Below are 25,768 nucleotides of genomic sequence, written 5' to 3' on the forward strand. Positions count from 1 at the left end.
AAAAAACCACGGAACATCACGTTCCGTGGTTAAGACACCGCCTTTGCGACGCGGGTTAGTGCGCGCTTGATGTCACCTGACGACCCGCCGTACGGTCCCAGACAATAGCCAGAACCGCCATGACAACCGTCGGCATCAGCCAAGCCAGACCCTGCTCTGCCAGCGGCAGACGGGCAGTCCATCCTGGCAGTACGTCTGCAAACGCAGAAGCTTTAATACCGTCAAGGATACCAAAAACAAGGCTGATAAACATCGGGGGTGCAATAACGCGGCCCGAATTATGCCACCAATTGCGGGTAAAGCTGAGCACGACAAGTGCGATACACGGCGGATAGATAGCCGTCAGTACCGGAATAGAGATCTGAATCAGGTGGCTCAGGCCCAGGTTCGATACGGCCATCGAGAACAGGCCAAGAATAAACACCAGCGTACGATACGAGAACGGCAGGTACTGCGCAAAGAACTCAGCGCAGGCACAGGTCAGGCCAACCGCCGTCACCAGACAGGCGATGAAGATCAGCGCCGCCAGCAGGAAGCTCCCCGCGCCACCAAAGGTGTGCTGTACGTAGGCATGCAGAATTGCCGCACCGTTGGCATTTTGATCGACCAGCGTCGCGCTGTCGGAGCCCAGGCGGAACAGCGCCAGATACAGCAGCGTCAGGCCGACGCCCGCCATCAGGCCAGCCCAGATGGTGTAGCGGGTCAGCAGACGCGCTTCCGTAACGCCGCGAGAACGCGCCGCATTAACAATCACGATACCAAACACCATCGCGCCCAGCGTATCCATGGTCAGGTAGCCGTTCACAAAGCCGTTTGAGAACGGCGCTGTTTCATAGGCTTCCAGCGCGTGGCTGATCGGGCCAGCAGGCCAGATAATCGCCGCAACGGCGAGCACAATCAGCGCAACAATTTTCAGCGGAGCCAGGAAGTTGCCGACGGTATCCAGCAGCTTGCCCGGATACAGCGACACCAGAATCACCAGCGCAAAATAGATAACGCTGTAGATAAACAGCGGCAGTTCGCCGCTGCCGGTTAACGGCGCAATACCCACTTCAAAGGAGACGGTCGCGGTGCGCGGCGTCGCAAACAGCGGGCCCACCGCCAGATAACAAACCGTTGCCAGCAGAACGCCTGCAACCTTGCCGATTGGCGTACTCAGGCTATCAACGCCGCCGCCCACTTTCGCCAGCGCGACCACGGTCAGCACCGGAAGACCAACGGCAGTAATCAGGAAGCCAATCGCGGCGACCCAAACGTGAGGACCGGCCTGCAGGCCAACCATAGGAGGGAAAATGATGTTACCTGCGCCAACAAACAACGCAAAGGTCATAAAGCCCAGAGCGATGATGTCACGCGATTTTAATTGATGGGTCATATGTAACTACTGCCTGTGGATGTGGTGTTGTAAAACAAAATTTGTCTCACCGGAACCTGCGGAATGATACAGAGGAAACCGGCGATAAACTCAGCGGGATATGCTCCCTTCGCGGCGTAGAGAAGAATAGTTTTTTGATTTACCGCGAATACACAGTCCGTTAGGGACCGTATGGGGGCCAATTTAAACGCTTATAACGTTTTAAAGCAACACGGGATCGCAAAACCAGATGATTATATTGATACTCAATCAATAACCAGATTGATTAACTGGTATTAAGAAAAACATCCGGCTAATCATGCGAACAAAAAACAACCAGACGTTCGTTAATCGTCCAGCGAATTGTTGACTGCAAAGCAAACAGACCAGCCGAAGCTGGTCTGTGGAAAGCTATGCTGACAGGCGGGCGATTAGCCGTTATTTTTGGCAATTAAACGTTCCGGCAGTAGAAAACTAAATCGCGACCCTTTCCCCATTTCGCTGGCGATCTCCAGCCGGCTATCGTGATGACTGACCGCATGTTTGACGATAGCCAGCCCCAGCCCGCTACCGCCGGTCTGCCGTGAACGCGCCTTATCCACGCGATAAAAGCGCTCGGTGAGCCTCGGCAGGTGTTCCGGTGCAATGCCTGGCCCGTTATCCTCGACGCTAAACAGCGCGCCGTGCGGCGCGTGCTGCCAGCGTACCGTAATCAGCGTGCCTTCGGGCGTATGGTTAACGGCGTTATAGACCAGGTTCGACATAGCGCTACGCAGCTGCTCTTCGTTGCCCAGCACCTTCAGCGTCTCATCAATCTCAAAATGGAAAGAATGCTTATGCTGGCTGAGCGTTTGCGCCTCGCGCTCCACCACTCTCAGCATCATTGGCACGTCGATTTTTTCGTTCAGCGCCAGCGTCGGCGAGGCCTCAATCTTCGACAGCGTCAACAGCTGGCGCACCAGCCCCTCCATACGCTGGGTCTGCTCGCGCATAGTGTGCAACGCTTTCTCGCGCACGTTACCTTCCAGCACCTGCTCCTGCATCATTTCCAGATAGCCTTGCAGTACGGTGAGCGGCGTGCGTAGCTCATGGCTGACGTTGGCAAAGAAATTACGCCGCGCCCCTTCCAGCTGATGCATCTGAGTGACGTCGCGCGCCACCATCAGCAGCTGGCGATCGGTATACGGCATCACACGGATTTCCAGATGACGCCCGTTATTCAGCACCAGGTGCAGCGGCTTAAGGAACTCGCGTTTTTTGAGGTGTTGGGTAAATTCGGGGTAGCGCAGCAGGTTGAGGATGTTTTGCCCGCTATCATCGGGCCAGCGAAGACCCAGCAACTGCTGGGCAAGGCCATTACACCAGAAAATGGCTCCCTCTTCGGTGGTTAACACCACCGCATCCGGCAGCGACTCGGCGCCGCTGCGGAAACGTTTGATCAAATTTCCCAGCTCGCGGCGGCGCTTTTTATTACGCAGCTGCATCTGGTTCAGTCCATACAACAGCGGTTCCCAACTGCCGCGCCCCGGCGGCGGGGTCATACTTCTATCGACCCACAGCCACCAGGAAAGGCGCAGTAAATTCCAGAAATGCCACACCAGCAGCCCGGTCACTGCCGCCAGCAAAAACCACGGCAGATAACCAAAAATCAGTCCCAGTATCACGGCCGGGAGACAGCACAACAGCAGCTCCAGGGCCAGCCTTTTCCATGACAGCCGTTCCAGCACGCGTCACACTCCTGTCAAAAATTAGAAACGGGCGGAAAAACGGTAGCCCGTGCCGCGAACGGTTTGCACCATGCGGTCATGACCGCTGTGTTCAAGCGCCTTGCGCAGGCGGCGAATATGCACATCAACGGTACGATCTTCAACGTACACGTTGGTTCCCCACACGTGGTTCAGCAGCTGTTCGCGGCTGTAGACGCGCTCGGGGTGAGTCATAAAGAAATGCAGCAGCTTAAATTCGGTGGGGCCCATATCCAGTGGGCTTTCGCCGGTCATCACCCGGTGAGAGGTCGGATCCAGGCTCAGGCCCTGCATCTCGATCACCTCTTCCACGGCCATCGGCGAAATACGCCGCATCACCGCTTTAATACGCGCCACCAGCTCCTTCGGCGAGAACGGTTTGGTGATATAATCGTCGGCGCCCGTTTCCAGACCGCGTACCCGATCTTCCTCTTCACCGCGGGCGGTGAGCATCACCACCGGAATGTCACGCGTTAACGCTTCGCGTTTGATATGCTTGATAAATTGCAGTCCCGAACCGCCCGGTAACATCCAATCGAGCAGGATAAGATCTGGCCAGGGTTCATTCAGTTTGCTGACTGCGCTATCGTAATCTTCGGCTTCTACCGGCTGAAAACCGTTTTGTTCCAGCACGAAACAGACCATCTCGCGAATTGGCGCTTCATCTTCAACGACCAGAATACGTCTTGCCATTATTTGCCCTGTTTTTAGACATCAGTATTATATACGACGTCATTATGCGTCAGATTTATGACAGTTTTATGATAAACATGACCGTTCGATGATCGCGCTTAACCGTTTATGACACGGCCACAACGCGCGCATCGACCCCAGCGTAGGTGAATGTTTATAATCAACTTTACGTCACTTCTCACGGAATCGCTATGCGCATTATCCATACCTCGGACTGGCACCTTGGCCAGAACTTCTACAGCAAGAGCCGCGCGGCCGAGCACGACGCCTTTCTGCACTGGCTGTTGACCACCGCCGAGGCGGAACGCGTAGATGCGATTATCGTCGCTGGCGATATCTTCGATACCGGTTCGCCGCCGAGCTACGCCCGCGAGCTGTATAACCGCTTCGTGGTAAATCTGCAGCAAACCGGCTGCCATCTGGTGGTGCTGGCCGGCAATCATGACTCGGTGGCCACGCTCAACGAATCGCGCGATATTTTATCCTTCCTCAATACCACGGTCATTGCCAGCGCCGGGCATGTGCCGTTTATTTTAAACCAGCGCGACGGCACGCCCGGCGCGGTATTCTGCCCGGTACCGTTCCTGCGCCCACGTGACATCATCACCAGCCAGGCCGGGCTATCAGGCAACGAAAAAGTGCGTCAGGTGCTTGAAAGCATTACTGAATACTACCAGCAGCAGCACCAGCAGGCCTGCGCGCTGCGCGGCGACCGCCCGCTGCCGATTATCGCCAGCGGCCACCTGACTACCGTCGGGGCGAGTAAGAGCGACGCGGTACGCGATATCTATATTGGCACGCTGGACGCTTTTCCGGCGCAAAACTTCCCGCCGGCCGATTACATCGCGCTGGGGCACATTCACCGGGCGCAAAAAATCGGCGGCAGCGAGCATATTCGCTACAGCGGTTCGCCCCTCCCCTTGAGCTTTGACGAAACCGGCAAGACCAAAAGCGTCAATCTGGTCACGTTTGCCGACGGCAGCCTTAGCGACGTCACGCCGCTCACCGTGCCGGTCACCCAGGCGCTGTCGGTCATTAAGGGGGACTTCAACCAAATCAGCGACCAGCTGGCCGCCTGGCGCGACGCGCCGTCGGAGCCCACCACATGGCTCGATATTGAAATCACCAGCGATGAGTATCTGCACGATATTCAACGCAAAATTCAAGCCATCGCCGATGACCTGCCGGTTGAGGTGCTGCTGGTGCGCCGCAGTCGCGAGCAGCGCCAGCGCATTCTGGAAAGCCAGACGCGCGAAACGCTGAGCGAGCTGAGCATTGACGAAGTCTTCCATCGCCGCCTGGCGCTGGAAACGCTGGAGGACGCGCAGCAGCAGCGCCTGCAAACGCTGTTTAACGAAACGCTGCAAAGCCTTGGCGAGGAGCAACAGCCATGAAAATTCTCAGCCTGCGCCTGAAAAACCTTAACTCGCTCAAGGGCGAGTGGAAAATCGACTTTACCGAAGAACCGTTTGCCAGCAACGGTCTGTTCGCCATTACCGGCCCGACCGGCGCTGGCAAAACCACCCTACTCGACGCTATCTGCCTGGCGCTGTATCACGAGACGCCGCGCCTGAATACCGTCTCACAGTCGCAAAACGATCTGATGACCCGCGATACCGCCGAATGTCTGGCGGAAGTGGAGTTTGAAGTCCAGGGCGTAGCCTATCGCGCCTTCTGGAGTCAAAACCGCGCGCGCAATCAGCCGGACGGCAATTTACAGGCCCCGCGCGTGGAGCTGGCGCGCTGCGCCGACGGACAGATTCTGGCTGATAAGGTCAAAGATAAGCTCGAGATGACCGCGTCGCTGAGCGGGCTGGACTACGGGCGCTTTACCCGCTCGATGCTGCTGTCTCAGGGGCAATTTGCCGCTTTTCTCAACGCCAAACCGAAAGAGCGCGCCGAGCTGCTGGAGGAGTTGACCGGTACCGAGATTTACGGCCAGATTTCCGCGCAGGTGTTTGAAAAACACAAACAGGCGCGCAACGAGCTCGACAAACGCCAGGCGCAGGCCAGCGGCGTCGTCCTGCTGGCCGAGGAGCAGCGGCACGCGCTGGAACAACGTTTGCAGGCGCTTACTTGCGATGAACAGCAGTGGCAACAGCAGCAGGCAACCGCCGTACAGCATCAGCAGTGGCTGGCGCGGCATGGTGAACTTGAGCAAGATGCGCAGAAAACCCAGCTTGCGCTTAACGAAGCTCAGCAGGCGCTGACCGCCGCACAACCACAGCTTGCCGCGCTCAGCCGCGCACAGCCCGCTGAAGCGCTGCGCCCGCGCTGGACGCAGGTCCAGGAGCAGGCGGCCACAGTAGCCCGAACCCGCGCCCAGGTACTGGAAGTAAATACTCGCTTACAGGATACCCGCACCCTGCGCGATCGTATTCGCCACGGTGCTGAACGCCAGAGCGCCGCGCTGACGCAGGCCTCTCAGCAGCAGCAGCAGTGGCTACAGGCACATGCCTCTATTCAGCGTTGGCAGGGCGAACTGACCGGCTGGCGCGGGGCATTCGCCCTGCAGGCGCGGGAACGCGAACAGCGGAAAGCACTGGCGCAGCGTCGGCAAGCGCTGGAAACACAGTTGGCCCAGTTGCCACCTTCCAGCCTCACGCTCAGCCAGGAAGAGGTGGCCGCGCAAATCGCCGAACACGCGGCCGCACGCCCGTTGCGCCAACAGCTCAGCGCCCTGCACGCGCGGTTTATTCCGCTGCAGGCCCGCCGCAGGCAGTTAACGGATGCCCGGGAGCAGAGCCAGCAGCAGTTGACAAACATTACCGCCGCGCTCACCCAGCTACGTCAGGCGTATAAAGAGAAAAAACAGCAACTTGTCGACGTAAAAGCAATCTGCGATCTGGAAGCAACCATCGTCAAGCTGGAAGCCGAACGCGCGCGTCTGCAGCCGGATACGCCGTGCCCGCTGTGCGGTTCGACTCACCATCCGGCGCTAGCCGAATACCAGGCGCTGACGCCCGATGCTAACCGCGCACGCCGCGATGCGCTGGAAAAAGAGGTCTCCCGGCTGGCTGAAGACGGTGCCGCGCTGCGCGGGCAGCAGGAGACGCTGCAAAAGCAGCAGCAAAAGGATGATGAGGAGTTAATCTCCCTTTCTCAGCAGGAGCAAGTACTTACATCACAATGGCAGGAAACCCAGCAACGCCTGCATATCAACCTACAGCCCAGCGACGATATCAGCGGCTGGCTGGCGGCGCAGGACGACGCCGAACAGCAGCGCTATCTGCACAGCCAACGTCTGACGCTAGAGCAGCAAATTCGCGAATTAGACCAGCAACAAACACAGCTGCGCGAGGAGCAAGAACAGCGGGCCGCAGCGCTCACCCAGGCGCTGGCCGCTTTCGATCTGGCGCGACCAGACGTGGATGAAGAGAACGGCTGGCTGGCAGCCCGTGAAGCAGAAGTCGCCCAGTGGCAGCAACAGCAGGCGCAGAGCCAGGAAACCCAACAGCGGCTGGCGCAGATCCAGCCGCTGCTGGAAACGCTGCCGCCCGCCCAAAACGCCGACGATGGGCAGCAAACACCGCTTGATGGCTGGCAGCAGGTGCATCATGACTGCGTGTCGCTGGAAAGTCAGTGGCTCACACTCCAGCAGCAGGAAACGCGGGAAAGCCAGCGCCTGCAGGAGGCCGAACGGGCCTTTGAACAGCAGCTCGCCGCATCGCACTTCACCGATCGCCAGGCATTTCTCGATGCGCTGCTGGACGCCGACGAGCGCCTGCGGCTGGAACAGCTTAAACAGACGCTGGAAACCCAGCATCAGCAACGACAGACGCTCGCCGTTCAGGTGCAGGAGGCGCTGCAACACCATCTGACTCTGCGTCCGGAGACGCTGCCGACGACGCTAACGCTTGCCGACGTACAGACGCAGCTTGAGCAACTGGCGCGGCAGCTGCGGGAAAACAGCGAACATCAGGGTGAACTGCGCCAGCAGCTCAAGCAGGACGAAGTTAACCGCCAGCAGCAGCAGTCGCTGCTGGCCGAAATCGAGAAAGCCAACGCTGAACTGGAAGACTGGGCGCATCTGAATACGCTCATCGGCTCCAAAGAGGGTGACAAGTTCCGTAAATTCGCCCAGGGGTTGACCCTGGATAATCTGGTGTGGCTCGCCAATGAGCAGCTCAGCCGCCTGCACGGCCGCTATCTGCTGCAGCGAAAAGCCAGCGATGCGCTGGAGCTGGAAGTGGTTGATACCTGGCAAGCGGACGCGGTGCGCGATACCCGCACGTTGTCTGGCGGCGAAAGCTTCCTCGTCAGCCTGGCGCTGGCGCTGGCGCTCTCGGATCTGGTCAGCCATAAAACCCGCATCGATTCGCTGTTCCTCGATGAAGGCTTCGGGACGCTGGACAGCGAGACCCTCGACACCGCCCTCGACGCGCTGGATGCGCTCAACGCCAGCGGCAAAATCATCGGCGTCATCAGCCACGTTGAAGCGATGAAAGAGCGCATTCCGGTGCAGATTAAGGTGAAAAAAATCAACGGATTGGGATATAGCCGATTGGATAAAGCGTTTGCGGTTGAGTAAACCCTCCACCTAATGCAGGCCCGATAAGCGTAGCGCCATCGGGCATTCCGGTGCACATTGCCGGATGGCGGCTACGCCTTATCCGGCCTACAGAAAATACCAACTCACGCCGGCCACAGCCACGCCGCCCCACGCACCCCGCTGGAGTCTCCATGTAACGCCTTGCGAATCGGCGTTTCACACTCCCCGCCAAATACCCACTCTTTCACCAATTCGGGCACCGTCTGGTAAAGCCGCTCAACGTTACTCATCCCGCCACCCAGCACAATCACGTCCGGGTCGAGAATATTCACCACGTGGGCCAGCGATTTGGCTAGCCGTTGCTCGTAGCGACTTAAAGCCAGCTCCGCCAGCGCATCACCCTCATCGACCAGCCGCATAATTTCGACGCCTTTCAATAGGTTGCCACTCAACCGCTGGTAGTCGGTCGCAAAACCCGTACCAGAGATAAACGTCTCAATACAGCCCTGCTTACCGCAATAACACGGTACCTCCGCGCGATAGTGCAGCTCGTCTTCGTCCATCCACGGCAGCGGGTTGTGCCCCCATTCGCCCGCGGTCCCGTTACCGCCGATGTGCGCACGTCCCCCCATCGCCACCCCTGCGCCGCAGCCGGTGCCAATAATGACCGCAAACACCGTCTGCGCCCCCGCAGCCGCGCCGTCCACCGCCTCAGAAACCGCCAGACAATTGGCATCGTTCGCCAGCCGCACCTCACGGTTCAGGCGCTGGCTCAAATCTTTATCAAACGGCTGACCGTTAAGCCAGGTGGAATTGGCGTTTTTTACCACGCCCGTATAGGGTGAAATGGAGCCGGGAATACCCACGCCGACCGTCCCGGTTTGCCCGGTCGCCTCCTCAGCAAGAGCAACCAGATGCGCAATGTTCTCAATGGTTTGCTGGTAGTCACGCGGCGTCGGCAGACGGTGACGATAGCGCTGCTCTCCACGCTCGCTCAGCGCGATAACTTCCGTTTTCGTTCCACCCAGATCGATACCAATTCGCATTCATCACTCCTGTTTAAAACAATGCAAGGCCAGAGACAATTCGTTATGATTGCACGCTGATTTAACGATAACACCGTGGAAATTATCATGCTGTGGTTCAAAAATTTAATGGTTTATCGTCTCAGCCGCGACATCTCACTGCGTGCGGAAGAGATGGAAAAACAGCTCGCTGAGATGACCTTCACCCCGTGCGGCAGCCAGGACATGGCGAAAACCGGTTGGGTACCGCCGATGGGTTCACACAGCGATGCGCTGACGCACACAGCCAATGGCCAGATCATCATCTGCGCGCGTAAAGAAGAGAAGATCCTGCCCTCTCCGGTGATTAAACAGGCGCTGGAAGCGAAAATCCAGAAGCTGGAAGCCGATCAGGGCCGTAAGCTGAAAAAAACGGAAAAGGATTCCCTGAAGGATGAAGTTCTGCACTCCCTGCTGCCGCGCGCCTTCAGCCGCTTCAGCCAGACGATGATGTGGATCGACACCGTCAATGACCTGATTATGGTCGACTGCGCCAGCGCCAAAAAAGCGGAAGATACGCTCGCGCTGCTGCGTAAAAGCCTCGGTTCACTGCCGGTGGTCCCGCTGACGCTGGAAAACCCGATCGAGCTGACGCTGACCGAATGGGTGCGCTCCGGTTCGGCCGCGCAAAGCTTCCAGATCCTCGATGAAGCAGAATTAAAAGCGATCCTCGAAGACGGCGGCGTGATCCGCGCGAAAAAACAGGATCTGGTCTGCGACGAAATTGCCGTGCATATCGAAGCCGGCAAGCTGGTGACCAAGCTGGCGCTCGACTGGCAGCAGCGTATTCAGTTCGTGATGTGCGACGACGGTTCCATCAAGCGTCTGAAGTTCTGCGATGAACTGCGCGATCAGAACGAAGATATCGACCGGGAAGATTACGCCCAGCGTTTCGATGCCGATTTCATTCTGATGACCGGCGAGCTGGCTGCGTTGATTAAAAGCCTGGTGGAAGGATTAGGCGGCGAAGCGCAGCGTTAATCCAGGCGGTATCCCTTCCTGCCGCAGCAGGAAGGGCACACGTTACAGATAGCGGCACAGATAAGAGGTAGGCTCGGCAACCTGCAGGTTAAACTCGCTGTTGCCCGGCACGTTGAACACTTCCCCGGCGGCGTACACTTTCCATTCGGTTTCACCCGGCAACAGCACGTTCAGCGCGCCGCTGACCACGGTCATTTCTTCCGGCTGCGCGGTACCGAAGGTGTACTCGCCTTCCGCCATCACGCCCACGCTAGCACGCCCGGTGCTGCTGCTGGAAAAACCAATGGATTTCACTTTTCCGTCGAAGTATTCGTTGCTTTGAAGCATAAACAGGCCCTTATTCTCGTGTCGTAAAAAGACCAATATAGGGGGGCGAACAGAAACCTGTCACGCGAAATTCTCTCGTTAACACAATAATTCTGCTGCCAGTCTGGCGACCAGCACATTCGATAATAAAACGGGCACATCCAGCGCCTTTTGTAACAGGTCACGATGGCGCTGATGGTAGCTGAGTGAATCCAGCACCAGCACATCGGCCCCCTGCTCCAGCAGCGAACTGCCGGCGGAGATCAGATGCTGATCGGTATCGCGCATCGGGTTTGCCAGCGCGTAATACGGTGAATTAGGGAGCATCTGCCACTTTTCCTGCTGGGCGTTGAGAATGCCTTCAACAGGCACCAGCACCCCGACCTGATGTCCCTCAACGATAGAGGCGACCAGCGGCGGAATAATACGCTGAGGCTCAAGCAGCATGGCGTTGCGCGCGACCATACTGCGAAGCTTAAACGTATTCAACAGCAAAATGACATCGTAGGACTGGTTATCCAGCACCTCAATAACGGACTGCAGGCTCAGCTCAACCTTCGGGCGGGAAACTTCAATAAACTGGTTATCGCTTAACAACACCAGTAAACGTTCTTCTCCGGGTTCTGGTGCATACTCTTCCATGACAGCGGCACGGCTCATATTACCTAACAGGCTAATGTGGGTGATTTGATCTTCCCTGATGTGCTCGGTCAAAAGCGGCAAAACTTCCCTGACGGGTACAACCCCTATCGTAAGAATCGCCATTGTTGCACTCATGTTATTTACCTTCTGCTTTTCTAACAGCTCACTTTACAAATAGCCACCTGGATGGATGCAAAATTCCGCTCAGAAGCGTAGCAGCTGCCGTGAGCGGCGAAATGTAAAGATTCCAGTTATTTCCAGTACTCTCCTGATATGTTTTGATTTTAACTTTTTCATAACATAGAGAATAGATGAAAAATGTGATTTGCGCCCGATATAACCACGAAATAAAAAAGGTTATATCGACAGCGCAATGCACAACATGAGGAAGGTGTGATCGGAAAGCTGAGCGTCTTGTTAGCTCACGGTGGCCAGATGCAGAACATCCAGGATTTGTGTCACCACGCGCTCCGGCGCGGTCGAGGCGTCGACGACGTAGTGTGCGGTTTCCCGATACAGCGCATCGCGCTGGGCCAGAACATCGGCCACCTCTTCGCTGATCGGTTTACCGGTGAGCGTCGGGCGCTGATCGGCTTCAGGAAAGGCTTCCAGACGGCCTGCCAGCACGGGCACCGGCGCATTGAGGTAAATCACCACGCCGCTCTGACGCATAAACTCGCGATTCACTGGCGCGAGGATAATCCCACCGCCGGTGGCAATCACCGTCCCCGGCGCCGTCACGGACATTAAGGTTTCCGTTTCGCGCGCGCGAAAGCCCTGCCAGCCTTCTGCCGCGACGATATCCGCCACGCTCAGGCCTGAGCGCTGTTGCAACACCTGGTCGGTATCAACGAATTGGAAATGGCAGGCGCGAGTCAGCGCTTGGCCTATCGTCGTTTTTCCGCAGCCTCGGGCTCCGATAAGAAAAATAGGCTGTGTCATGACCTGGCATTCCCCTTGATGACGCGTAATTGCGGGACGTATGTGTGAAGCGTGAATTATACCACCAAACTAGTACACAAGTAAGTGTAAACTTTAAGTTACAATAACATTCACTCTGAGCGAGCCATTCGCTTTAAGTGCCAATATTGCTCACCGTAAAGCGTAAAAAATATATTCCACAAAGCGTGGCGCTAACAGTACATGAAAGTATCTGGCTTTGACAAGCCGAACGACGCGGCTAACGGTAGCACAATGTGATGACACAAATCCTGTCAGCCTCGTTTCACCGCCAGCAGCCACTTATCCAGCTCGGCGGCAAACTGCTGGCGATCGCGCTGAGAAAGGGCGCTCGGCCCGCCGGTCTGAATGCCGCTGGAACGCATGGTATCCATAAAATCGCGCAGCGTCAGGCGCTCGCGAATGGTGGCGTCGCTGTAGCGCTCACCGCGCGGGTTAAGCGCCGCGCCGCCCTTCTCCAGCACTTCCGCCGCCAGCGGAATATCGGCGGTTATCACCAGGTCGCCAGGCTGACAGAGGCGCACGATCTCATTGTCGGCCACATCGAAGCCTTTTGGCACAACCATGGCGCGGATAAAACGCGACGGCGGGACGCGCAGATATTGATTCGCCACCAGCACCAGCTCAATCTGCGTGCGGTCTGCGGCGCGGTACAGCACTTCTTTAATCACGTTCGGACACGCGTCGGCATCCACCCAAATCGTCATACACATTCCGGTCTACGCGTCGTCTTAAAAGCCGATTATACGTTAAGCACGGCGGAGGACGTAATAAAGTGTAATCCGGGTCACAAAAGTAGATTACCCATCGCCGGGAATGGCCTATAACAGTACACTACAAAAAAACAGATAGAGGGAGAGAGATGATGGACAAGAAAATTGGCTTCATTGGCTGCGGTAATATGGGTAAGGCCATTCTCGGCGGCCTGATTGCCAGCGGGCAGGTGCTTCCTGGGCAGATTTGGGTCTATACCCCCTCCCCGGATAAAGTCGCCGCCCTGCGCGATGAATTCGGCATTAACGCGGCGCAAAGCGCGCAGGACGTGGCACAGATTGCCGATATCGTCTTCGGCGCCGTGAAGCCGGGAATCATGGTAAAAGTGCTGAGCGACATCGCCTCCAGCCTGAACAAAGATTCTCTGGTGGTTTCCATTGCCGCCGGCGTCACCCTCGATCAGCTGGCGCGTGCGCTGGGCCACGACCGAAAAATCGTCCGCGCCATGCCAAACACCCCGTCACTGGTTAACGCCGGTATGACCTCGGTAACGCCGAACGCACTGGTGACGCCGGAAGATATTGCCGACGTGCTGAATATTTTCCGCTGCTTCGGTGAAGCGGAAGAGATTGCCGAACCCATGATCCACCCGGTCGTTGGCGTCAGCGGCTCAGCTCCGGCCTACGTGTTTATGTTTATCGAAGCGATGGCTGATGCCGCAGTGCTCGGCGGTATGCCGCGCGCGCAGGCGTATAAATTTGCCGCACAGGCGGTGATGGGCTCTGCGAAGATGGTGCTGGAAACCGGCAAGCATCCGGGTGAGCTAAAAGACATGGTCTGCTCGCCTGGCGGCACCACTATCGAAGCCGTGCGCGTGCTGGAAGAGAAAGGCTTCCGCTCAGCGGTCATCGAAGCGATGGCAAAATGCATGGAAAAATCGGACAAGATGAGCAAGTCCTGAGTGTACTGGCCCGGCAATCGCCGCCGGGCCAGGCTCGCTTGCCATAAAAGTGAATTTATTTATTTTTCAGACAGGTGCTCATAAAGGTTTTACGCTCGTCGCCTTTGAGGGCCTTCTGACCCGCCTGCGCGTTACAATCCTTCATTTTCTGCTGCTGCGGCGTCATCGCTTTACCGCTGGGTGACACCCCTTCACCTTTTAAACAACTGCTCATGTAGGTTTTACGCTCATCGCCCTTCAGGGTTTTGGCCGTCGCCTGTTGATTACAGCTGCTCATGCGCTGCTGCTGCGGCGTCAGGGTTTTCTCCGGCGCGGCGGCGGTTGTTGCCGCAGAGGCCGCGCTGGCCGCAAACAGTCCACACAGTAGGGTAACCAGTATTGTTGTTTTCATTGCACCATCCTTTTGTGAGTAGAACTCTGTAAGTCTGGTCGCTGGCAGGAATTTTACCAGGCCAGCGGCCGAATTTTTGCCGCTGGCCTGGAGGAGGATTACAGCCCCAGGGCCGCTTTCATGGTGTAGTAGAGGTCGGTCTGGTCGGTCAGTCCCACCACGTTAGCCGCGTGCGGACCATAGGCCGCAATGCGCAGCTGGGTGCCGGTATGTTCCATCGACTCCTCTTCCGAGTTGCCGTAGCTCATCACCATGACCGAGCCGTCTTTGGTATTCAGCGCCTGCGTCAGGCCTGGCGCTTTGGTTTCCGGCGGAATAATCTGGCTGGCATGCGCGTGGTCGGCGGTCACAATCACCAGCGTGTTGCCGTCTTTTTTAGCAAACGCCAGCGCCTTCTGTACCGCTTCATCCAGATCGACCGTTTCACCAATCTGGCCGCACGGATTCGCTGCATGATCCTGTTTATCAATCGACGCGCCTTCTACCTGCAGGAAGAACCCTTTTTCACTGCTGTTCAGCAGCGAGATGGCCTTATCGGTCATCTGCGCCAGCGTCGGCACGCTGGCGTCGCGTTTCGGATTTGGTGCGCAGGTGACCGCAGGTTTATCGAGGTTGCCGTGGAAGGTGGCCTTCGGCCCTTCCCAGCGTACCGGCATATTACCGTCGGAAAACAGCCCCAGCAGCGGTTTGTCCTGGTTAGCCTGGGTAATTGCTGCCAGCGATGTGGCGTTATCGACCAACTGATAGCCGCGCGCCTCAGCCTGCTCGCGCAGGGTTTTACCCTGCCACTCACCGGCAGTGGCGGATTCAGCGAAAGTTTTTGCGCCGCCGCCCAGCGTCACGTCGGCACGGGCGTTAAGCAGCTGTTCAGTGATAGAGCCTTTGCCGCCTTTTTCCAGCGCATTGGTCGGGCATTTTTCGCTGGTGACGCTGGGACCATAGCACTTACGCGAGGTCACATGAGAAATCAGCGCCGCCGGAGTCGCATCCTGCAATTCGGCGGTAGAGACGTTGCCGGTTGCCAGACCAGCGGACTTCGCCAGTTCAAGAATAGTCTGGTGATCCTGCTCATGAATATCAACGCCCAGCGCGCCGTTATAGGTCTTCACGCCGGTGCTCCAGGCCGTGGCCGACGCCGCAGAGTCCGTCACGTAGTCCGGCTTACCGGTTTTTTTGTTCAGGGAATAATGCGTGTACTGACCGGTGAGCGGCAGCGCGTCAATACCTTTAAAATAACCGCCCGCGCCTTCGGCATAGTTACGTGCGGCGGTAATTTCAGAATCCCCCATCCCATCGCCAATCAGCAGAATGACATTTTTGGCCTGCTTATTATTTAATGAAGCGCGAATCGCTTCGGTCTGATCGGCAGATAAACGACGCGCGCCGCCAGGCTGGGTAATATCCCCCTGCGCGGCGCGGTTATCGAGAACGGCAGTGGCGGTTTCCGCCTGCGCCGCAGAAAAGCCCAGCAGCGGTAATAATGCGACAGCAATAGCACGGTATTTCACTTGAGATTCTCCATGTACAAATACTTAAAAAAGGAAACACGGAGACTGTAAGAAAAGAGTATGACAGTTTAATGACCACACTTAATAAGCAGGCACCTACCCTTTTTCGGGGGTGCGAAATAACCGTTGTACATGGTTATATAATAATTCGTGATGATGATCGGTGGACGTTTCTGACGGTGCGAGCTTATTCAGCACCACGGCAATGTCGTTATCTAACGCGCCGTCGGGCGTATTCTTCATATGCAGCAATAGCGTGGTTACCACCACTTCCAGCGCATCAACCTGAATACGTAGCGCGTTTGCCTGATCTTCCTTTTCGGCCAGTTTCACCAGCAATTCAGCAATGAAATTTTTCATCGCGCATTTTCCTTGTATGACGGCAATAAGCAGGACGCCAGCCCTGAAAAAATAAATAGACCAGAAAAACAGACGGTTCTATTCCCCTCTAGCAAGCACGAATAGAATTACAACATCCAGACAATTCTGCAAGTGGAACCCGCAAAAATATAATCCCCATGAATATCATGATATTAGTTTCTTACGCAGTCAGCGAAACGTTTTGCTCGCATAATAATGCAATGCTATAGCTCAAAGTTGAATAAGAAAAGAATAAAACGAGGGAATAACGCCAGGAGAATAATTCCCTCGTCCGCACAATATTACTGTCGCGTCGGCTGCGCCCGTCGCAGCATTACCGCCAGTTGCCAAAGGTTAATCAACACAATCACCGCGGTGGCCATAAATACCCAACGGAATCCCGCCATAGCAGAAATTGACGCGCCAATTAGCGGCCCGGCCACATTACCCAGGTACATAAACGACTGGTTATAGCCAAATATACGGCCGGTCACACGCTCGCTGATATATTTAAGCAGCAGCGTCTGCACCGCGGGCAGCATCGCGCCATCGGCAAAGCCCAGAATAAAGCGCAGAATGCCCAGCTGCAGCGGCGTGGTCACAAACGACATGGCGAAGAACAGCACCACGGCGAAGGCTAGCGTACCGAGTAAAATACGCGCGGTACCGATACGGTCGCCGAGCTTGCCCAAGCGCGGCGCAGACATCAGCGCCGATACGCCGGGAACGGCAGCGATCATGCCGCTTAAAAAAGCGATATTGGTGCTGTCCGGCGACATTGATTTAATAAACAGCGCCAGAATCGGACTAATCGATCCATTACACAGCTGAATGACCATGGTGGTGACGAACAGACTGATCACCAGCCCCGGATAGGGCAACGAGGCAAACACCGCCTTGCCGCTGAGCTTCTCGCCTTTTTCCAGTACCGGCCGGGCCCCCTCTTTAATCAGGAACAGCGTGACCATAAAGCTCACCAGCAGCAAAAACGCGGTGATAAAGAACACCATCCTCAGGCCGACGTGGTCGGCAAGAAAGCCGCCGAGCAGCGGCCCGCCGATAACGCCGGTGATCTGCGCCGTCGACAGCGTACTGAGCGCCCAGCCGCTGCGCTCGCGCGGCACCTGCGAAGCCACCAGCGCCATGGCGTTTGGGATATAACCGGAGGTTAAACCCATCACGGCGCGCAGGAAAAACAGCTGCCAGACGTTAGTGGCAAACGCCTGCAGTAGAATGGCTACTGCCATCCCCAACGAGGCGCGCAGCAGCATCAGCTTGCGCCCTTTACGATCGGCAAGGCTGCCCCACATCGGCGATACGATGGCCGACACCAGAAAGGTGACGCTGAAGGTCAAGCCCGACCACATGGACAGCGATTCGTGCGAGGTGACCCCCAACTGCGCCACGTAGAGCGGTAAAAAAGGCAAAATTTGGCTAATCGCCAGCCCGGTGAAAAAACAGCCGAACCAGACGGAGATAAGGTTAACCTTCCAGGATTCCATAAAAACGCGCGTACTTCTGTTAACGAGGACAGACTGTCAGGTTAGCAAGTTGCCCGTCTCACCGTATTGTCAGAGATGCTCAATCGATTATTTCAGAATTTTATCAGTCGATTAGCCCATTTGTGTGATTTATGTCACGAGAAAACCGCCGTTCACTAGTGACTTATCCTTAGCGTCTGCGCAAGATTTACGCCGAACAAGATGGAAAAGGCAGATACCCCGCAGCGCGCGTGGTATGTTATGTGCTTTGCGTTTGGAACGGATGGAATTAGAGAATGGCAAAGTTGCGGGTTGGGATTGTTTTTGGCGGCAAATCGGCGGAGCACGAAGTCTCCCTACAGTCCGCGAAGAATATCGTAGAAGCGATTGATAAAACGCGTTTTGACGTCGTGCTGCTCGGCATCGACAAACAGGGTCAGTGGCACATCAGCGACGCACAGAACTATCTGCTGAACGCGCAGGACCCGGCCCGTATTGCGCTGCGCCCTTCCACGACGACGTTGGCCCATATTCCTGGCCGCGAGCATCAGCAGATGATCGACGCCGCCAGCGGCCAGCCGCTCGATGAAATCGACGTGATTTTTCCGATTGTGCACGGCACGCTGGGTGAGGATGGCTCGCTGCAGGGCATGCTGCGCATGGCGAACCTGCCGTTTGTTGGCTCTGATGTTTTGGGCTCTGCCGCCTGCATGGACAAAGACGTCACTAAGCGCCTGCTGCGCGACGCCGGGCTGTCGATTGCGCCGTTTGTTACCCTGACGCGCCGTAACCGCGACAGCTTCACCTTTGCCGATATGCAGGCGAAGCTCGGTCTGCCGCTGTTTGTGAAGCCGGCGAACCAGGGCTCATCCGTCGGCGTCAGCAAGGTCAACGATGCCGAACAGTACGCCAAAGCCGTGGCGCTGGCATTTGAATTCGACCATAAAGTGGTGGTGGAACAAGGCATTAAAGGGCGTGAAATTGAATGCGCCGTGCTGGGTAACGACGATCCACAGGCCAGCACCTGCGGCGAAATTGTGCTGAACAGCGAGTTCTACGCTTATGACACTAAGTACATCGACGATAACGGTGCGAAAGTCGTGGTACCGGCGGCTATCTCCGCTGAAGTGAACGATAAAATCCGCCGCGTGGCAATTGACGCTTATCAGACCCTGGGCTGCTGCGGCATGGCGCGCGTCGACGTGTTCCTCACCGCCGACAATGACGTCGTGATTAACGAAATCAACACCCTACCGGGCTTTACCAACATCAGCATGTATCCGAAACTGTGGCAGGCCAGCGGTCTCGACTACACCTCGCTGATTAGCCGTCTGATTGAGCTGGCGCTGGAACGCCATCAGGCCGATAAGGCGCTGAAAACATCGATGAACGGCTAACGCCACCGCTGTAGGCCGGATAAGCCAAAGCCGCCATCCGGCAACCTGCGCCATCAGCCTGATGGCGCTACGCTTATCAGGCCTACCCAGCAATGCGGCTATTCTTCCCGACGACGAATAATAAACCCCGCCAGCCAGAAGCTAATCACCCACGTCACCATCCCCACGGCATAGGTTTGCCAACCCTTCGCTTCAAACCCAAGCAGGCCCACAACCCCGTTAAGAATAAAAATAAGACCAATGGCAAACGCATAGTAGTGCCAGTCGCGGCGGATTTTTACAGGCAGGTTCATAACGGCTCCAGCAGAAAAAAAACAGGATGCCATAAACCCGTGACAGCGTCTGTGGTGTGAACGGCAGTTTGCAGATGTTAAATGGATTTAACGTTAAGCAAAAGGGGGAAATCGGCGAATCGGCGGGCAAAACCAGGAATATTCCTGCTCAAAATTTACCATAAATCCGATATTGACAACCGCCGTCTGCTGCCACACTGAACTCAGCAACCCGCAATCGTCCGTATTTATGTCATTCTGGGGGTCCCAATGACAGATTTCACTTTGTCAAAACTCATGTTCAGTGGGAAGAAAAAGGCATCCTCCGCCTCCGGCAATCTGGCGTACGTGCTGTTCGTACTGCTCTGTTTTTCGGTGGGGGCTCAGCTGCTGTCGCTGGTGCTGCACGCGCCCGGTATTTATGAGCACCTGATGCAGATACAGGACAACGGCCGTCCGCGCGTGGAAATTGGGCTCGGCGTCGGCACGCTGTTCGGCCTGGTGCCGTTCCTCGCAGGCTGCGCCATCCTTGGCGTGGTGTCACTGGTGCGCCGTCTGCGCCACCACGATTAGCGGATCGCCATACATCTGGCGCGACGTTCGTCCACCCGTTTAGCAAACCACGCCGTGGTTAGCTGGCGGGTGATTTTCGGGCTTTCCAGCTGAATCCCCGGCAGCATCTCTCTGGCCAGCGGTTTACCGGCCTTCTGCTCGGCAATCTTGTAGACGCCTTTATACAGTGCGGTCGTTTCAAACGCCTGGCTGTCGCCTTTTTGCAGCTGGCGGTGGATCTCGCTGTTGCTCAGTGACAGCTTATCCGCCAGCTTTCTGACCGCCATCTCCGTGCTGCCCGCCTCATCGCTACCATAGAGGATCACGTCGCCGTCCAGCGCCAGCTTCACGCCGGTCGCCTTACTGACCGCGTACTGGAACGCGGCGTTGCGGCTGGCGTACCAGCCGGCGTTAAAGTCGGCAAAGCGGTAAATCGGCGCCGTATAGTTAGCCGGATAATTCAGCAGATGGTATGTACCAAACCACAGACCGCCGCGCAGGGAGAACACTTCCTGGCGTACGGTGCCGCTCATTCTCCACGGGTAGTTGTCCTGATGCTGCTCGGCAAACGCAATGCTGACCTGCATCGGGCCGCCGGTGTGTACCGGGTTCAGCGAGCCAAACAGCTTCTGTCCCATTGGCACCATGCCGATGAAATCATCAAATATCGCGCTCAGCTGCTTTTCGGTTTTCACGTTGTCCAATCGCTCGCTGTAGCTTTTGCCATTCGGCGAGTTAATTTTCAGCGCGGTGTGTACCAGAAAGACCGGAATATGCATCTTCTCTGCCCGCCGGTCGATCTCCTGCCAGGCTATTTTGCTAAGGTTCGGCACCGCCGGGTCGGACTGGTAGTTCGACTCCTGCTGCGCCACCGCCAGCACCGCACAGATGTTTTCTTCCGTAGGTGCCAGCTTCTGGCTGTCGAAGGTTTTCGCCAGCGCCTGCGCCCAGGCATCCCTGTCCTTTACGCTGGCCGGCATTTTTTGCCGCACGACGCTTGCCACATCAACCGGTTTTTCGCCCTCTTTCAGCGTGGGCGCCTGCTGGCTGGTACAGGCGCTTAATAGCGCGGCAGCCAGCAGGGTAAGAGAAAACGAACGGTACCGCGTTGTGGCTATCGCCATGGGCTATCCTTATCAAAAATAAAGGGTTATCGCTTAGCTCTGCGGCTGAACGACTTCATCCGGCAGATCTTTATTATCCAGCTCTCGCTCGAAGCTGCGCAGACGTTTGTAGATGGACATCAGTTCCACCAGCGTGGTCCAGGAGCTGATCAGGTACTGGAACGATCCGCGTACCTGACCAAAGACGTTGGTTATCTGCGTCATCAGACCGAGCGTAATCGTACCGGCAACAATCGACGGAAACAGCAGGAACAGGCCGAAAACGTTATCGACCTGCAGGTACAAAATGCGGGCGATGTTGAAGTACATATAGTGGAAATAGAGGCGGAAATAGTTGCGGCGCACCGCGCTGAACAGCTCGCGTACGGTCGGCGGCGTCGCGCGAGTGGCGTCATCTTCACCGTAGACCAGCTCTTTACGATAAGCCGCTTCGACGCGCTGATTTTTAAAGTTCAGCCCTGGCAGCTTAATCCCCACCACCGCCAGCATCCCGGTCCCCATCAGCGACCAGACGATCGCGGCAATCACCAACCCATACGGGACGTGGCCGACAATCGGCAGGTCCGGTACGTGCGCGGAAAGCGACACCAGCACCGGCAAGAAGGCAATCAGAGTCATGATGGCATTGATAAAGCTGGTGCCCATATCCTCCAGCGTCGAGGCGAAGCGCATGGTGTCTTCCTGCACACGCTGGGCCGCCCCTTCAATATGGCGCAGGTGCTGCCAGTGGGCCATGTAGTGTTCGTTCATCGCGGTACGCCAGCGGAAAACATAGTGGCTCACGAAGAAGTTGTTCAGCACGCCAATCACGACGGCAATCAGCGCAATCCCGAGGAAGATACCGATCTCCTGATAGAACTGATTAATCGATACCTTGTTCGGCGAAGCCAGCGCGGTCTGGATCAAATCGTAGAACGGCGCATACCAGGCGTTGATGGCAACCCCCACTTCGACCATAAACCAGGTTACGAAGATAATCAGCGCAGTGCCCAGAATCGACCAGTACTGCCAGCGGTGCGGGCTGCGGATAAACCAATAGCCGGCAAACAGCGCAACGCAAATCAGATAGTAGGCGTAGAACACAAGGTAGTTCAGCGACCAAAAGCGCGCAGCGCTAATCGGCACATCGGCACTTGCGCCGGTGAGACGCAGCAGCCAGCTGCCGCCGCCCGCCTGCCAGAAAATGACCGCAATCATTGCCCAAATAAACGCCGAGAGAAAAAAGGGTCCCGGCTTGGGGAAAAAAGACTTAAACATAGTGCTCTCCTGCTTACTTCTTATGGTTTTGCTTTATGCTGTGACAACAGAATACCGCTACGGATCGTTTTTACCGTAAAGAGGTATTAAGCAATGTAACGTGCTATCAGACCGGAAAATGTCGCCAGAGTTCGCCGGCGGTCGCTGTCACTATCATACGCGCCGGATCACAAAAGTGCGTATTCACTGCGATGAATAATCAGCGTATTTACGCTCGGTTACGTTTTTCCCGCTATCATACCGATTTATGGCGCTGTGCCTGGTGCCGATTCGCGGTATTTTTAGTATAAATACGCGTTACTTTCCCATTTCAATTCATGGATGCTTCCGTTGAAACGTAGTCTGTTTTTTTCTGCCGCGCTGTGCGTGGCGTCATTGACCTCGGTGCAGGCTGCGCAACCCCAGCCCCTCACCGCTCCCGCGTTTGCGTCCGATATTGTTGACCGCTACGCCAACCATATTTATTACGGTAGCGGCGCGACGGGCATGGCGCTGGTGGTGATCGACGGCAACCAGCGAGTGTTTCGCAGCTTTGGCGAAACCCGGCCGGGCAACAACGTGCATCCGCAGCTCGACTCGGTGATTCGTATTGCCTCACTGAGCAAGCTGATGACCAGCGAAATGCTGGTTAAGCTGCTCGACCAGGGCGTCGTGAAGCTTGACGATCCGCTGAGCAAATATGCTCCATCGGGTGCCAGCGTTCCAACCTATAACGGCACACCGATTACGCTGGTGAATCTGGCGACCCATACCAGCTCCCTGCCGCGCGAACAGCCCGGCGGTGCGGCGCATCGCCCGGTTTTCGTCTGGCCGACGCAGTCTCAGCGCTGGAGCTACCTGTCGACGGCAAAACTGCACGCCGCGCCGGGATCGCAGGCCAGCTACTCTAATCTCGCCTTTGACCTGCTGGCCGACGCGCTGGGCAACGCCGCGCACAAGCCGTATCCGCAGCTGTTCGAAGAGCAAATCACCCGCCCGCTGGGCATGAAAGACACCACCTTTACGCCGTCGCCGGACCAGTGCGGCCGTCTGATGGTGGCAGAGAAAGGCGCCAGCCCGTGTAATAACACGCTGGCGGCAATGGGCAGCGGCGGCGTTTATTCAACGCCGGGCGACATGATGCGCTGGATGCAGCAGTATCTGTCATCCGACTTCTACCGCCGCAGCAGCCAGGCTGACCGCATGCAGACGTTGGTCTACAAGCGCAACCAGCTGACCCGCGTGATCGGCATGGACGTGCCGGGCCACGCCGACGCGCTGGGCCTGGGCTGGGTCTATATGGCGCCGAAAAACGGTCGCCCGGGTATTATTCAGAAAACCGGCGGCGGCGGCGGCTTTATCACCTATATGGCGATGATTCCGCAGTCTAACGTCGGCGCGTTTGTGGTCGTCACCCGTTCGCCACTCACCCGCTTCGTCAATATGAGCGACGGAATTAACGAACTGGTGACCGAACTGAGCGGCAATAAAGCCGACGTCATTCCCGCCTCTTAATATTCCAAAGGCAAACGCGTGATGCCCACGAGTTTGCCTTTTTCCATCTGGATATAGTCGCCCTTGCGCAGCGCCGCCAGCACCTCGGCAATAACCGATCGCGAAATTCGAGTACGCTGCTGAATATAATTCAGCACACCAATACGTGAGCGTAAATTATCGTCCCAGCCGAGCATCATCAATAACGTCTCGCGGATCTGATGATAATGATTAGCGCCAATCAGCTGCTTATCGCGCAGCTCCAGCAGCCGGGTTTGCCAGGCCATCCAATAAAAGGCTTCTCGCCACAGCTGATAGCGGTCGAGACACTGCAGCGTCTCTTTTGCCGGCAGGGAATAGCCCCGGCATTCGACTTCGGCCGTGAGCGAATAATAATGATGAATCGGGCTAGCCGCCGCCGCGAGACCAAAGATTGACGGCCCCTGGACCACGCCAAAGAGAATCGCGTGGTTTTGCCGATGCAGCGACACCGCGCCTTTTTGCAACACGATCGTCGTGTCGCTCAGCGATTGCTCATCCGACAGCAAGCGCTGCCCCGGCATCAGGTTAAAGCTCACGCCACGCGGCGCCAGATGTTTATCCAGCGTGACAAACTCGTCATGCGGCTTGGTTAAATAAGGCATATTTGCGATCCATGCAATGACACCCATCTTCGTGACGGGCATAGCGTTCTAATCAATACAGAAAACAGTCCGACTCTGTATGCTCAAGGTCCGAAAAAGCACCTGCTCAACATAATAAAAAACTTTCACTCTGAGTACAGTAAAAAAAATCAAAAAAAGGTTTCAGTCAACGTTATTTCCCCCCCAGATCAATAATGCAATAAATATTAAAAATACATTCAGGTGAAGCAATAGATATTAATTATTTATGCTCCGCAAAAGGCGTTAAGGAATAACGTCATGCCTCCGATGCCCGCCGGGCCGTACGTCACGTAAAACCACCACTTTAGTAAAACATCTTCTCCCTGATTCGGTTACAATAGACGTCCTTGTTTCACAAACATCAGGCATACCATGACAGACTTACTCCATCGCCCCCGCCGCCTGCGCAAATCCGCTGCGCTGCGCGCTATGTTTGAAGAGACAACACTGAGCTTAAACGACCTGGTGTTGCCGATCTTTGTTGAAGAAGAAATCAACGATTACAAAGCCATCGAAGCCATGCCGGGCGTGATGCGCATTCCAGAAAAACATCTGGCGCGCGAAATTGAACGCATTGCTAACGCCGGTATTCGCTCGGTGATGACCTTTGGAATTTCACACCATACCGACGATACCGGCAGCGATGCGTGGAAAGAAGACGGTCTGGTGGCGCGCATGTCGCGCATCTGCAAACAAACCGTGCCGGAAATGATCGTCATGTCCGACACCTGCTTCTGCGAATACACATCGCACGGCCACTGCGGCGTGCTGTGCGATCACGGCGTGGACAACGACCTGACGCTGGCCAACCTCGGCAAACAGGCGGTCGTAGCCGCCGCGGCGGGCGCGGACTTTATCGCCCCTTCTGCCGCCATGGACGGTCAGGTGCAGGCCATTCGCCAGGCGCTGGACGCGGCGGGCTTTACCGATACCGCCATTATGTCCTACTCCACCAAATTCGCGTCTTCTTTCTACGGCCCGTTCCGTGAAGCGGCGGGTACCGCGCTGAAGGGCGACCGTAAAACCTACCAGATGAACCCGATGAACCGCCGCGAGGCGATCCGTGAGTCTCTGCTGGATGAAGCCCAGGGCGCCGACTGCCTGATGGTCAAACCGGCTGGCGCATACCTTGATATCCTGCGCGATATCCGCGAGCGCACCGAGTTGCCGATTGGCGCCTACCAGGTCAGCGGCGAATACGCGATGATCAAATTCGCCGCCCAGGCTGGCGCCATTGACGAAGAAAAAGTGGTCCTCGAAAGCCTTGGCGCCATTAAACGCGCGGGCGCGGATCTCATCTTTAGCTATTTCGCCCTCGATTTAGCCGAAAAGAAAATTCTGCGTTAATCCCCTTAACGCCCCGCTTTGCGGGGCGT

Annotated in this window: 24 protein-coding genes; 8 read left to right on the top strand and 16 right to left on the bottom strand. The window is 56.4% G+C overall.

The annotated features are described in order from the left end of the window. Positions 1-55: 55 nt before the first annotated feature. The 3 genes from brnQ to phoB all read right to left on the bottom strand — a co-directional run bounded on the left by brnQ (position 56) and on the right by phoB (position 3,792). Complete coding sequence (gene brnQ / locus H7R76_RS18185; RefSeq protein ID WP_106928066.1) at positions 56-1,375, bottom strand: branched-chain amino acid transporter carrier protein BrnQ; 1,320 nt, start codon at positions 1,373-1,375, stop codon at positions 56-58. Positions 1,376-1,785: 410 nt separating this feature from the next. Next, positions 1,786-3,081 carry a phosphate regulon sensor histidine kinase PhoR gene (gene phoR / locus H7R76_RS18190; RefSeq protein WP_106928068.1) on the bottom strand — a complete coding sequence of 432 codons (1,296 nt, stop codon included), beginning with the start codon at positions 3,079-3,081 and terminating at the stop codon, positions 1,786-1,788. A 21-nt stretch (positions 3,082-3,102) separates the two neighbouring features. Further along, complete coding sequence (gene phoB, locus H7R76_RS18195) at positions 3,103-3,792, bottom strand: phosphate response regulator transcription factor PhoB (protein ID WP_182929401.1); 690 nt, start codon at positions 3,790-3,792, stop codon at positions 3,103-3,105. A 191-nt stretch (positions 3,793-3,983) separates the two neighbouring features. Between phoB and sbcD the strand changes: the two genes are divergently transcribed. Continuing rightward, positions 3,984-5,186 (top strand): exonuclease subunit SbcD, encoded by a 1,203-nt coding sequence (gene sbcD, locus H7R76_RS18200; RefSeq protein ID WP_182966014.1) that lies wholly within the window; start codon positions 3,984-3,986, stop codon positions 5,184-5,186. Further along, positions 5,183-8,323: an exonuclease subunit SbcC gene (gene sbcC / locus H7R76_RS18205; RefSeq protein ID WP_182966016.1), complete on the top strand. Its 3,141-nt coding sequence runs from the start codon at positions 5,183-5,185 to the stop codon at positions 8,321-8,323. Before sbcD ends, sbcC begins: the two co-directional genes overlap by 4 nt. Positions 8,324-8,427: 104 nt before the next feature. Here sbcC and mak read toward each other — a convergent pair whose 3' ends face one another. After that, positions 8,428-9,330: a fructokinase gene (gene mak, locus H7R76_RS18210; protein WP_182966018.1), complete on the bottom strand. Its 903-nt coding sequence runs from the start codon at positions 9,328-9,330 to the stop codon at positions 8,428-8,430. Positions 9,331-9,417: 87 nt separating this feature from the next. On the opposite strand from mak, the gene rdgC reads away from it, so the two are divergent. Further along, the gene (gene rdgC / locus H7R76_RS18215) at positions 9,418-10,329 is read left to right on the top strand and encodes a recombination-associated protein RdgC (protein WP_106928078.1); all 912 of its coding nucleotides are present in this window, start codon (positions 9,418-9,420) and stop codon (positions 10,327-10,329) included. A 42-nt stretch (positions 10,330-10,371) separates the two neighbouring features. Here rdgC and ppnP read toward each other — a convergent pair whose 3' ends face one another. The 4 genes from ppnP to H7R76_RS18235 form a co-directional block, all read right to left on the bottom strand. Next, the gene (gene ppnP / locus H7R76_RS18220; RefSeq protein WP_106928080.1) at positions 10,372-10,656 is read right to left on the bottom strand and encodes a pyrimidine/purine nucleoside phosphorylase; all 285 of its coding nucleotides are present in this window, start codon (positions 10,654-10,656) and stop codon (positions 10,372-10,374) included. A gap of 78 nt (positions 10,657-10,734) precedes the next feature. Continuing rightward, positions 10,735-11,412: an AroM family protein gene (locus H7R76_RS18225; RefSeq protein ID WP_106928082.1), complete on the bottom strand. Its 678-nt coding sequence runs from the start codon at positions 11,410-11,412 to the stop codon at positions 10,735-10,737. A 282-nt stretch (positions 11,413-11,694) separates the two neighbouring features. After that, positions 11,695-12,219, bottom strand: coding sequence for a shikimate kinase AroL (gene aroL, locus H7R76_RS18230; protein ID WP_106928084.1), 525 nt, complete (start codon positions 12,217-12,219; stop codon positions 11,695-11,697). 272 nt (positions 12,220-12,491) lie between these two features. Beyond that, positions 12,492-12,944, bottom strand: a complete 453-nt coding sequence (locus H7R76_RS18235; RefSeq protein WP_064547826.1) for a YaiI/YqxD family protein — start codon at positions 12,942-12,944, stop codon at positions 12,492-12,494. Positions 12,945-13,102: 158 nt separating this feature from the next. Between H7R76_RS18235 and proC the strand changes: the two genes are divergently transcribed. Next, a complete protein-coding gene (proC, locus tag H7R76_RS18240; protein ID WP_106928199.1) occupies positions 13,103-13,912 on the top strand; it encodes a pyrroline-5-carboxylate reductase in 810 nt (269 codons plus the stop codon). A gap of 55 nt (positions 13,913-13,967) precedes the next feature. On the opposite strand, the gene H7R76_RS18245 is transcribed toward proC, so the two are convergent. The 4 genes from H7R76_RS18245 to H7R76_RS18260 all read right to left on the bottom strand — a co-directional run bounded on the left by H7R76_RS18245 (position 13,968) and on the right by H7R76_RS18260 (position 17,673). Continuing rightward, a complete protein-coding gene (locus H7R76_RS18245) occupies positions 13,968-14,303 on the bottom strand; it encodes a PsiF family protein (protein ID WP_106928086.1) in 336 nt (111 codons plus the stop codon). 98 nt (positions 14,304-14,401) lie between these two features. After that, positions 14,402-15,811: an alkaline phosphatase gene (phoA, locus tag H7R76_RS18250; RefSeq protein WP_182966020.1), complete on the bottom strand. Its 1,410-nt coding sequence runs from the start codon at positions 15,809-15,811 to the stop codon at positions 14,402-14,404. A 96-nt stretch (positions 15,812-15,907) separates the two neighbouring features. After that, a complete protein-coding gene (locus tag H7R76_RS18255) occupies positions 15,908-16,171 on the bottom strand; it encodes a sigma-S stabilization anti-adapter protein IraP (RefSeq protein WP_182966022.1) in 264 nt (87 codons plus the stop codon). 302 nt (positions 16,172-16,473) lie between these two features. Then, complete coding sequence (locus H7R76_RS18260) at positions 16,474-17,673, bottom strand: multidrug efflux MFS transporter (protein WP_106928092.1); 1,200 nt, start codon at positions 17,671-17,673, stop codon at positions 16,474-16,476. 275 nt (positions 17,674-17,948) lie between these two features. Here H7R76_RS18260 and ddlA point away from each other — a divergent pair, with 275 nt between their 5' ends. Then, positions 17,949-19,049 carry a D-alanine--D-alanine ligase gene (gene ddlA, locus H7R76_RS18265; protein ID WP_106928094.1) on the top strand — a complete coding sequence of 367 codons (1,101 nt, stop codon included), beginning with the start codon at positions 17,949-17,951 and terminating at the stop codon, positions 19,047-19,049. Positions 19,050-19,147: 98 nt separating this feature from the next. Here the strand turns inward: ddlA and H7R76_RS18270 are convergent, their stop codons facing one another. Then, positions 19,148-19,342, bottom strand: a complete 195-nt coding sequence (locus tag H7R76_RS18270; RefSeq protein ID WP_106928096.1) for a DUF2754 family protein — start codon at positions 19,340-19,342, stop codon at positions 19,148-19,150. 249 nt (positions 19,343-19,591) lie between these two features. Here H7R76_RS18270 and H7R76_RS18275 point away from each other — a divergent pair, with 249 nt between their 5' ends. Beyond that, complete coding sequence (locus H7R76_RS18275) at positions 19,592-19,894, top strand: DUF2755 family protein (RefSeq protein ID WP_106928098.1); 303 nt, start codon at positions 19,592-19,594, stop codon at positions 19,892-19,894. Here the strand turns inward: H7R76_RS18275 and H7R76_RS18280 are convergent. After that, positions 19,891-20,997, bottom strand: a complete 1,107-nt coding sequence (locus H7R76_RS18280; protein ID WP_106928100.1) for a DUF1615 domain-containing protein — start codon at positions 20,995-20,997, stop codon at positions 19,891-19,893. The two genes, H7R76_RS18275 and H7R76_RS18280, sit on opposite strands and share 4 nt — an antisense overlap. A gap of 33 nt (positions 20,998-21,030) precedes the next feature. Next, positions 21,031-22,254 (bottom strand): peptide antibiotic transporter SbmA, encoded by a 1,224-nt coding sequence (gene sbmA, locus H7R76_RS18285; protein ID WP_182929409.1) that lies wholly within the window; start codon positions 22,252-22,254, stop codon positions 21,031-21,033. Between the two features lie 330 nt (positions 22,255-22,584). On the opposite strand from sbmA, the gene ampH reads away from it, so the two are divergent. Next, positions 22,585-23,748 carry a D-alanyl-D-alanine-carboxypeptidase/endopeptidase AmpH gene (ampH, locus tag H7R76_RS18290; protein ID WP_182929408.1) on the top strand — a complete coding sequence of 388 codons (1,164 nt, stop codon included), beginning with the start codon at positions 22,585-22,587 and terminating at the stop codon, positions 23,746-23,748. Here the strand turns inward: ampH and H7R76_RS18295 are convergent. Then, positions 23,745-24,371, bottom strand: coding sequence for a helix-turn-helix domain-containing protein (locus tag H7R76_RS18295; RefSeq protein WP_106928106.1), 627 nt, complete (start codon positions 24,369-24,371; stop codon positions 23,745-23,747). The two genes, ampH and H7R76_RS18295, sit on opposite strands and share 4 nt — an antisense overlap. 393 nt (positions 24,372-24,764) lie before the next feature. On the opposite strand from H7R76_RS18295, the gene hemB reads away from it, so the two are divergent. Further along, positions 24,765-25,739, top strand: a complete 975-nt coding sequence (hemB, locus tag H7R76_RS18300; protein WP_065357864.1) for a porphobilinogen synthase — start codon at positions 24,765-24,767, stop codon at positions 25,737-25,739. Positions 25,740-25,768: the final 29 nt, after the last annotated feature.

The sequence above is a fragment of the Klebsiella sp. WP8-S18-ESBL-06 genome (assembly GCF_014169755.1).
GTDB lineage: Bacteria > Pseudomonadota > Gammaproteobacteria > Enterobacterales > Enterobacteriaceae > Kluyvera > Kluyvera ascorbata_B.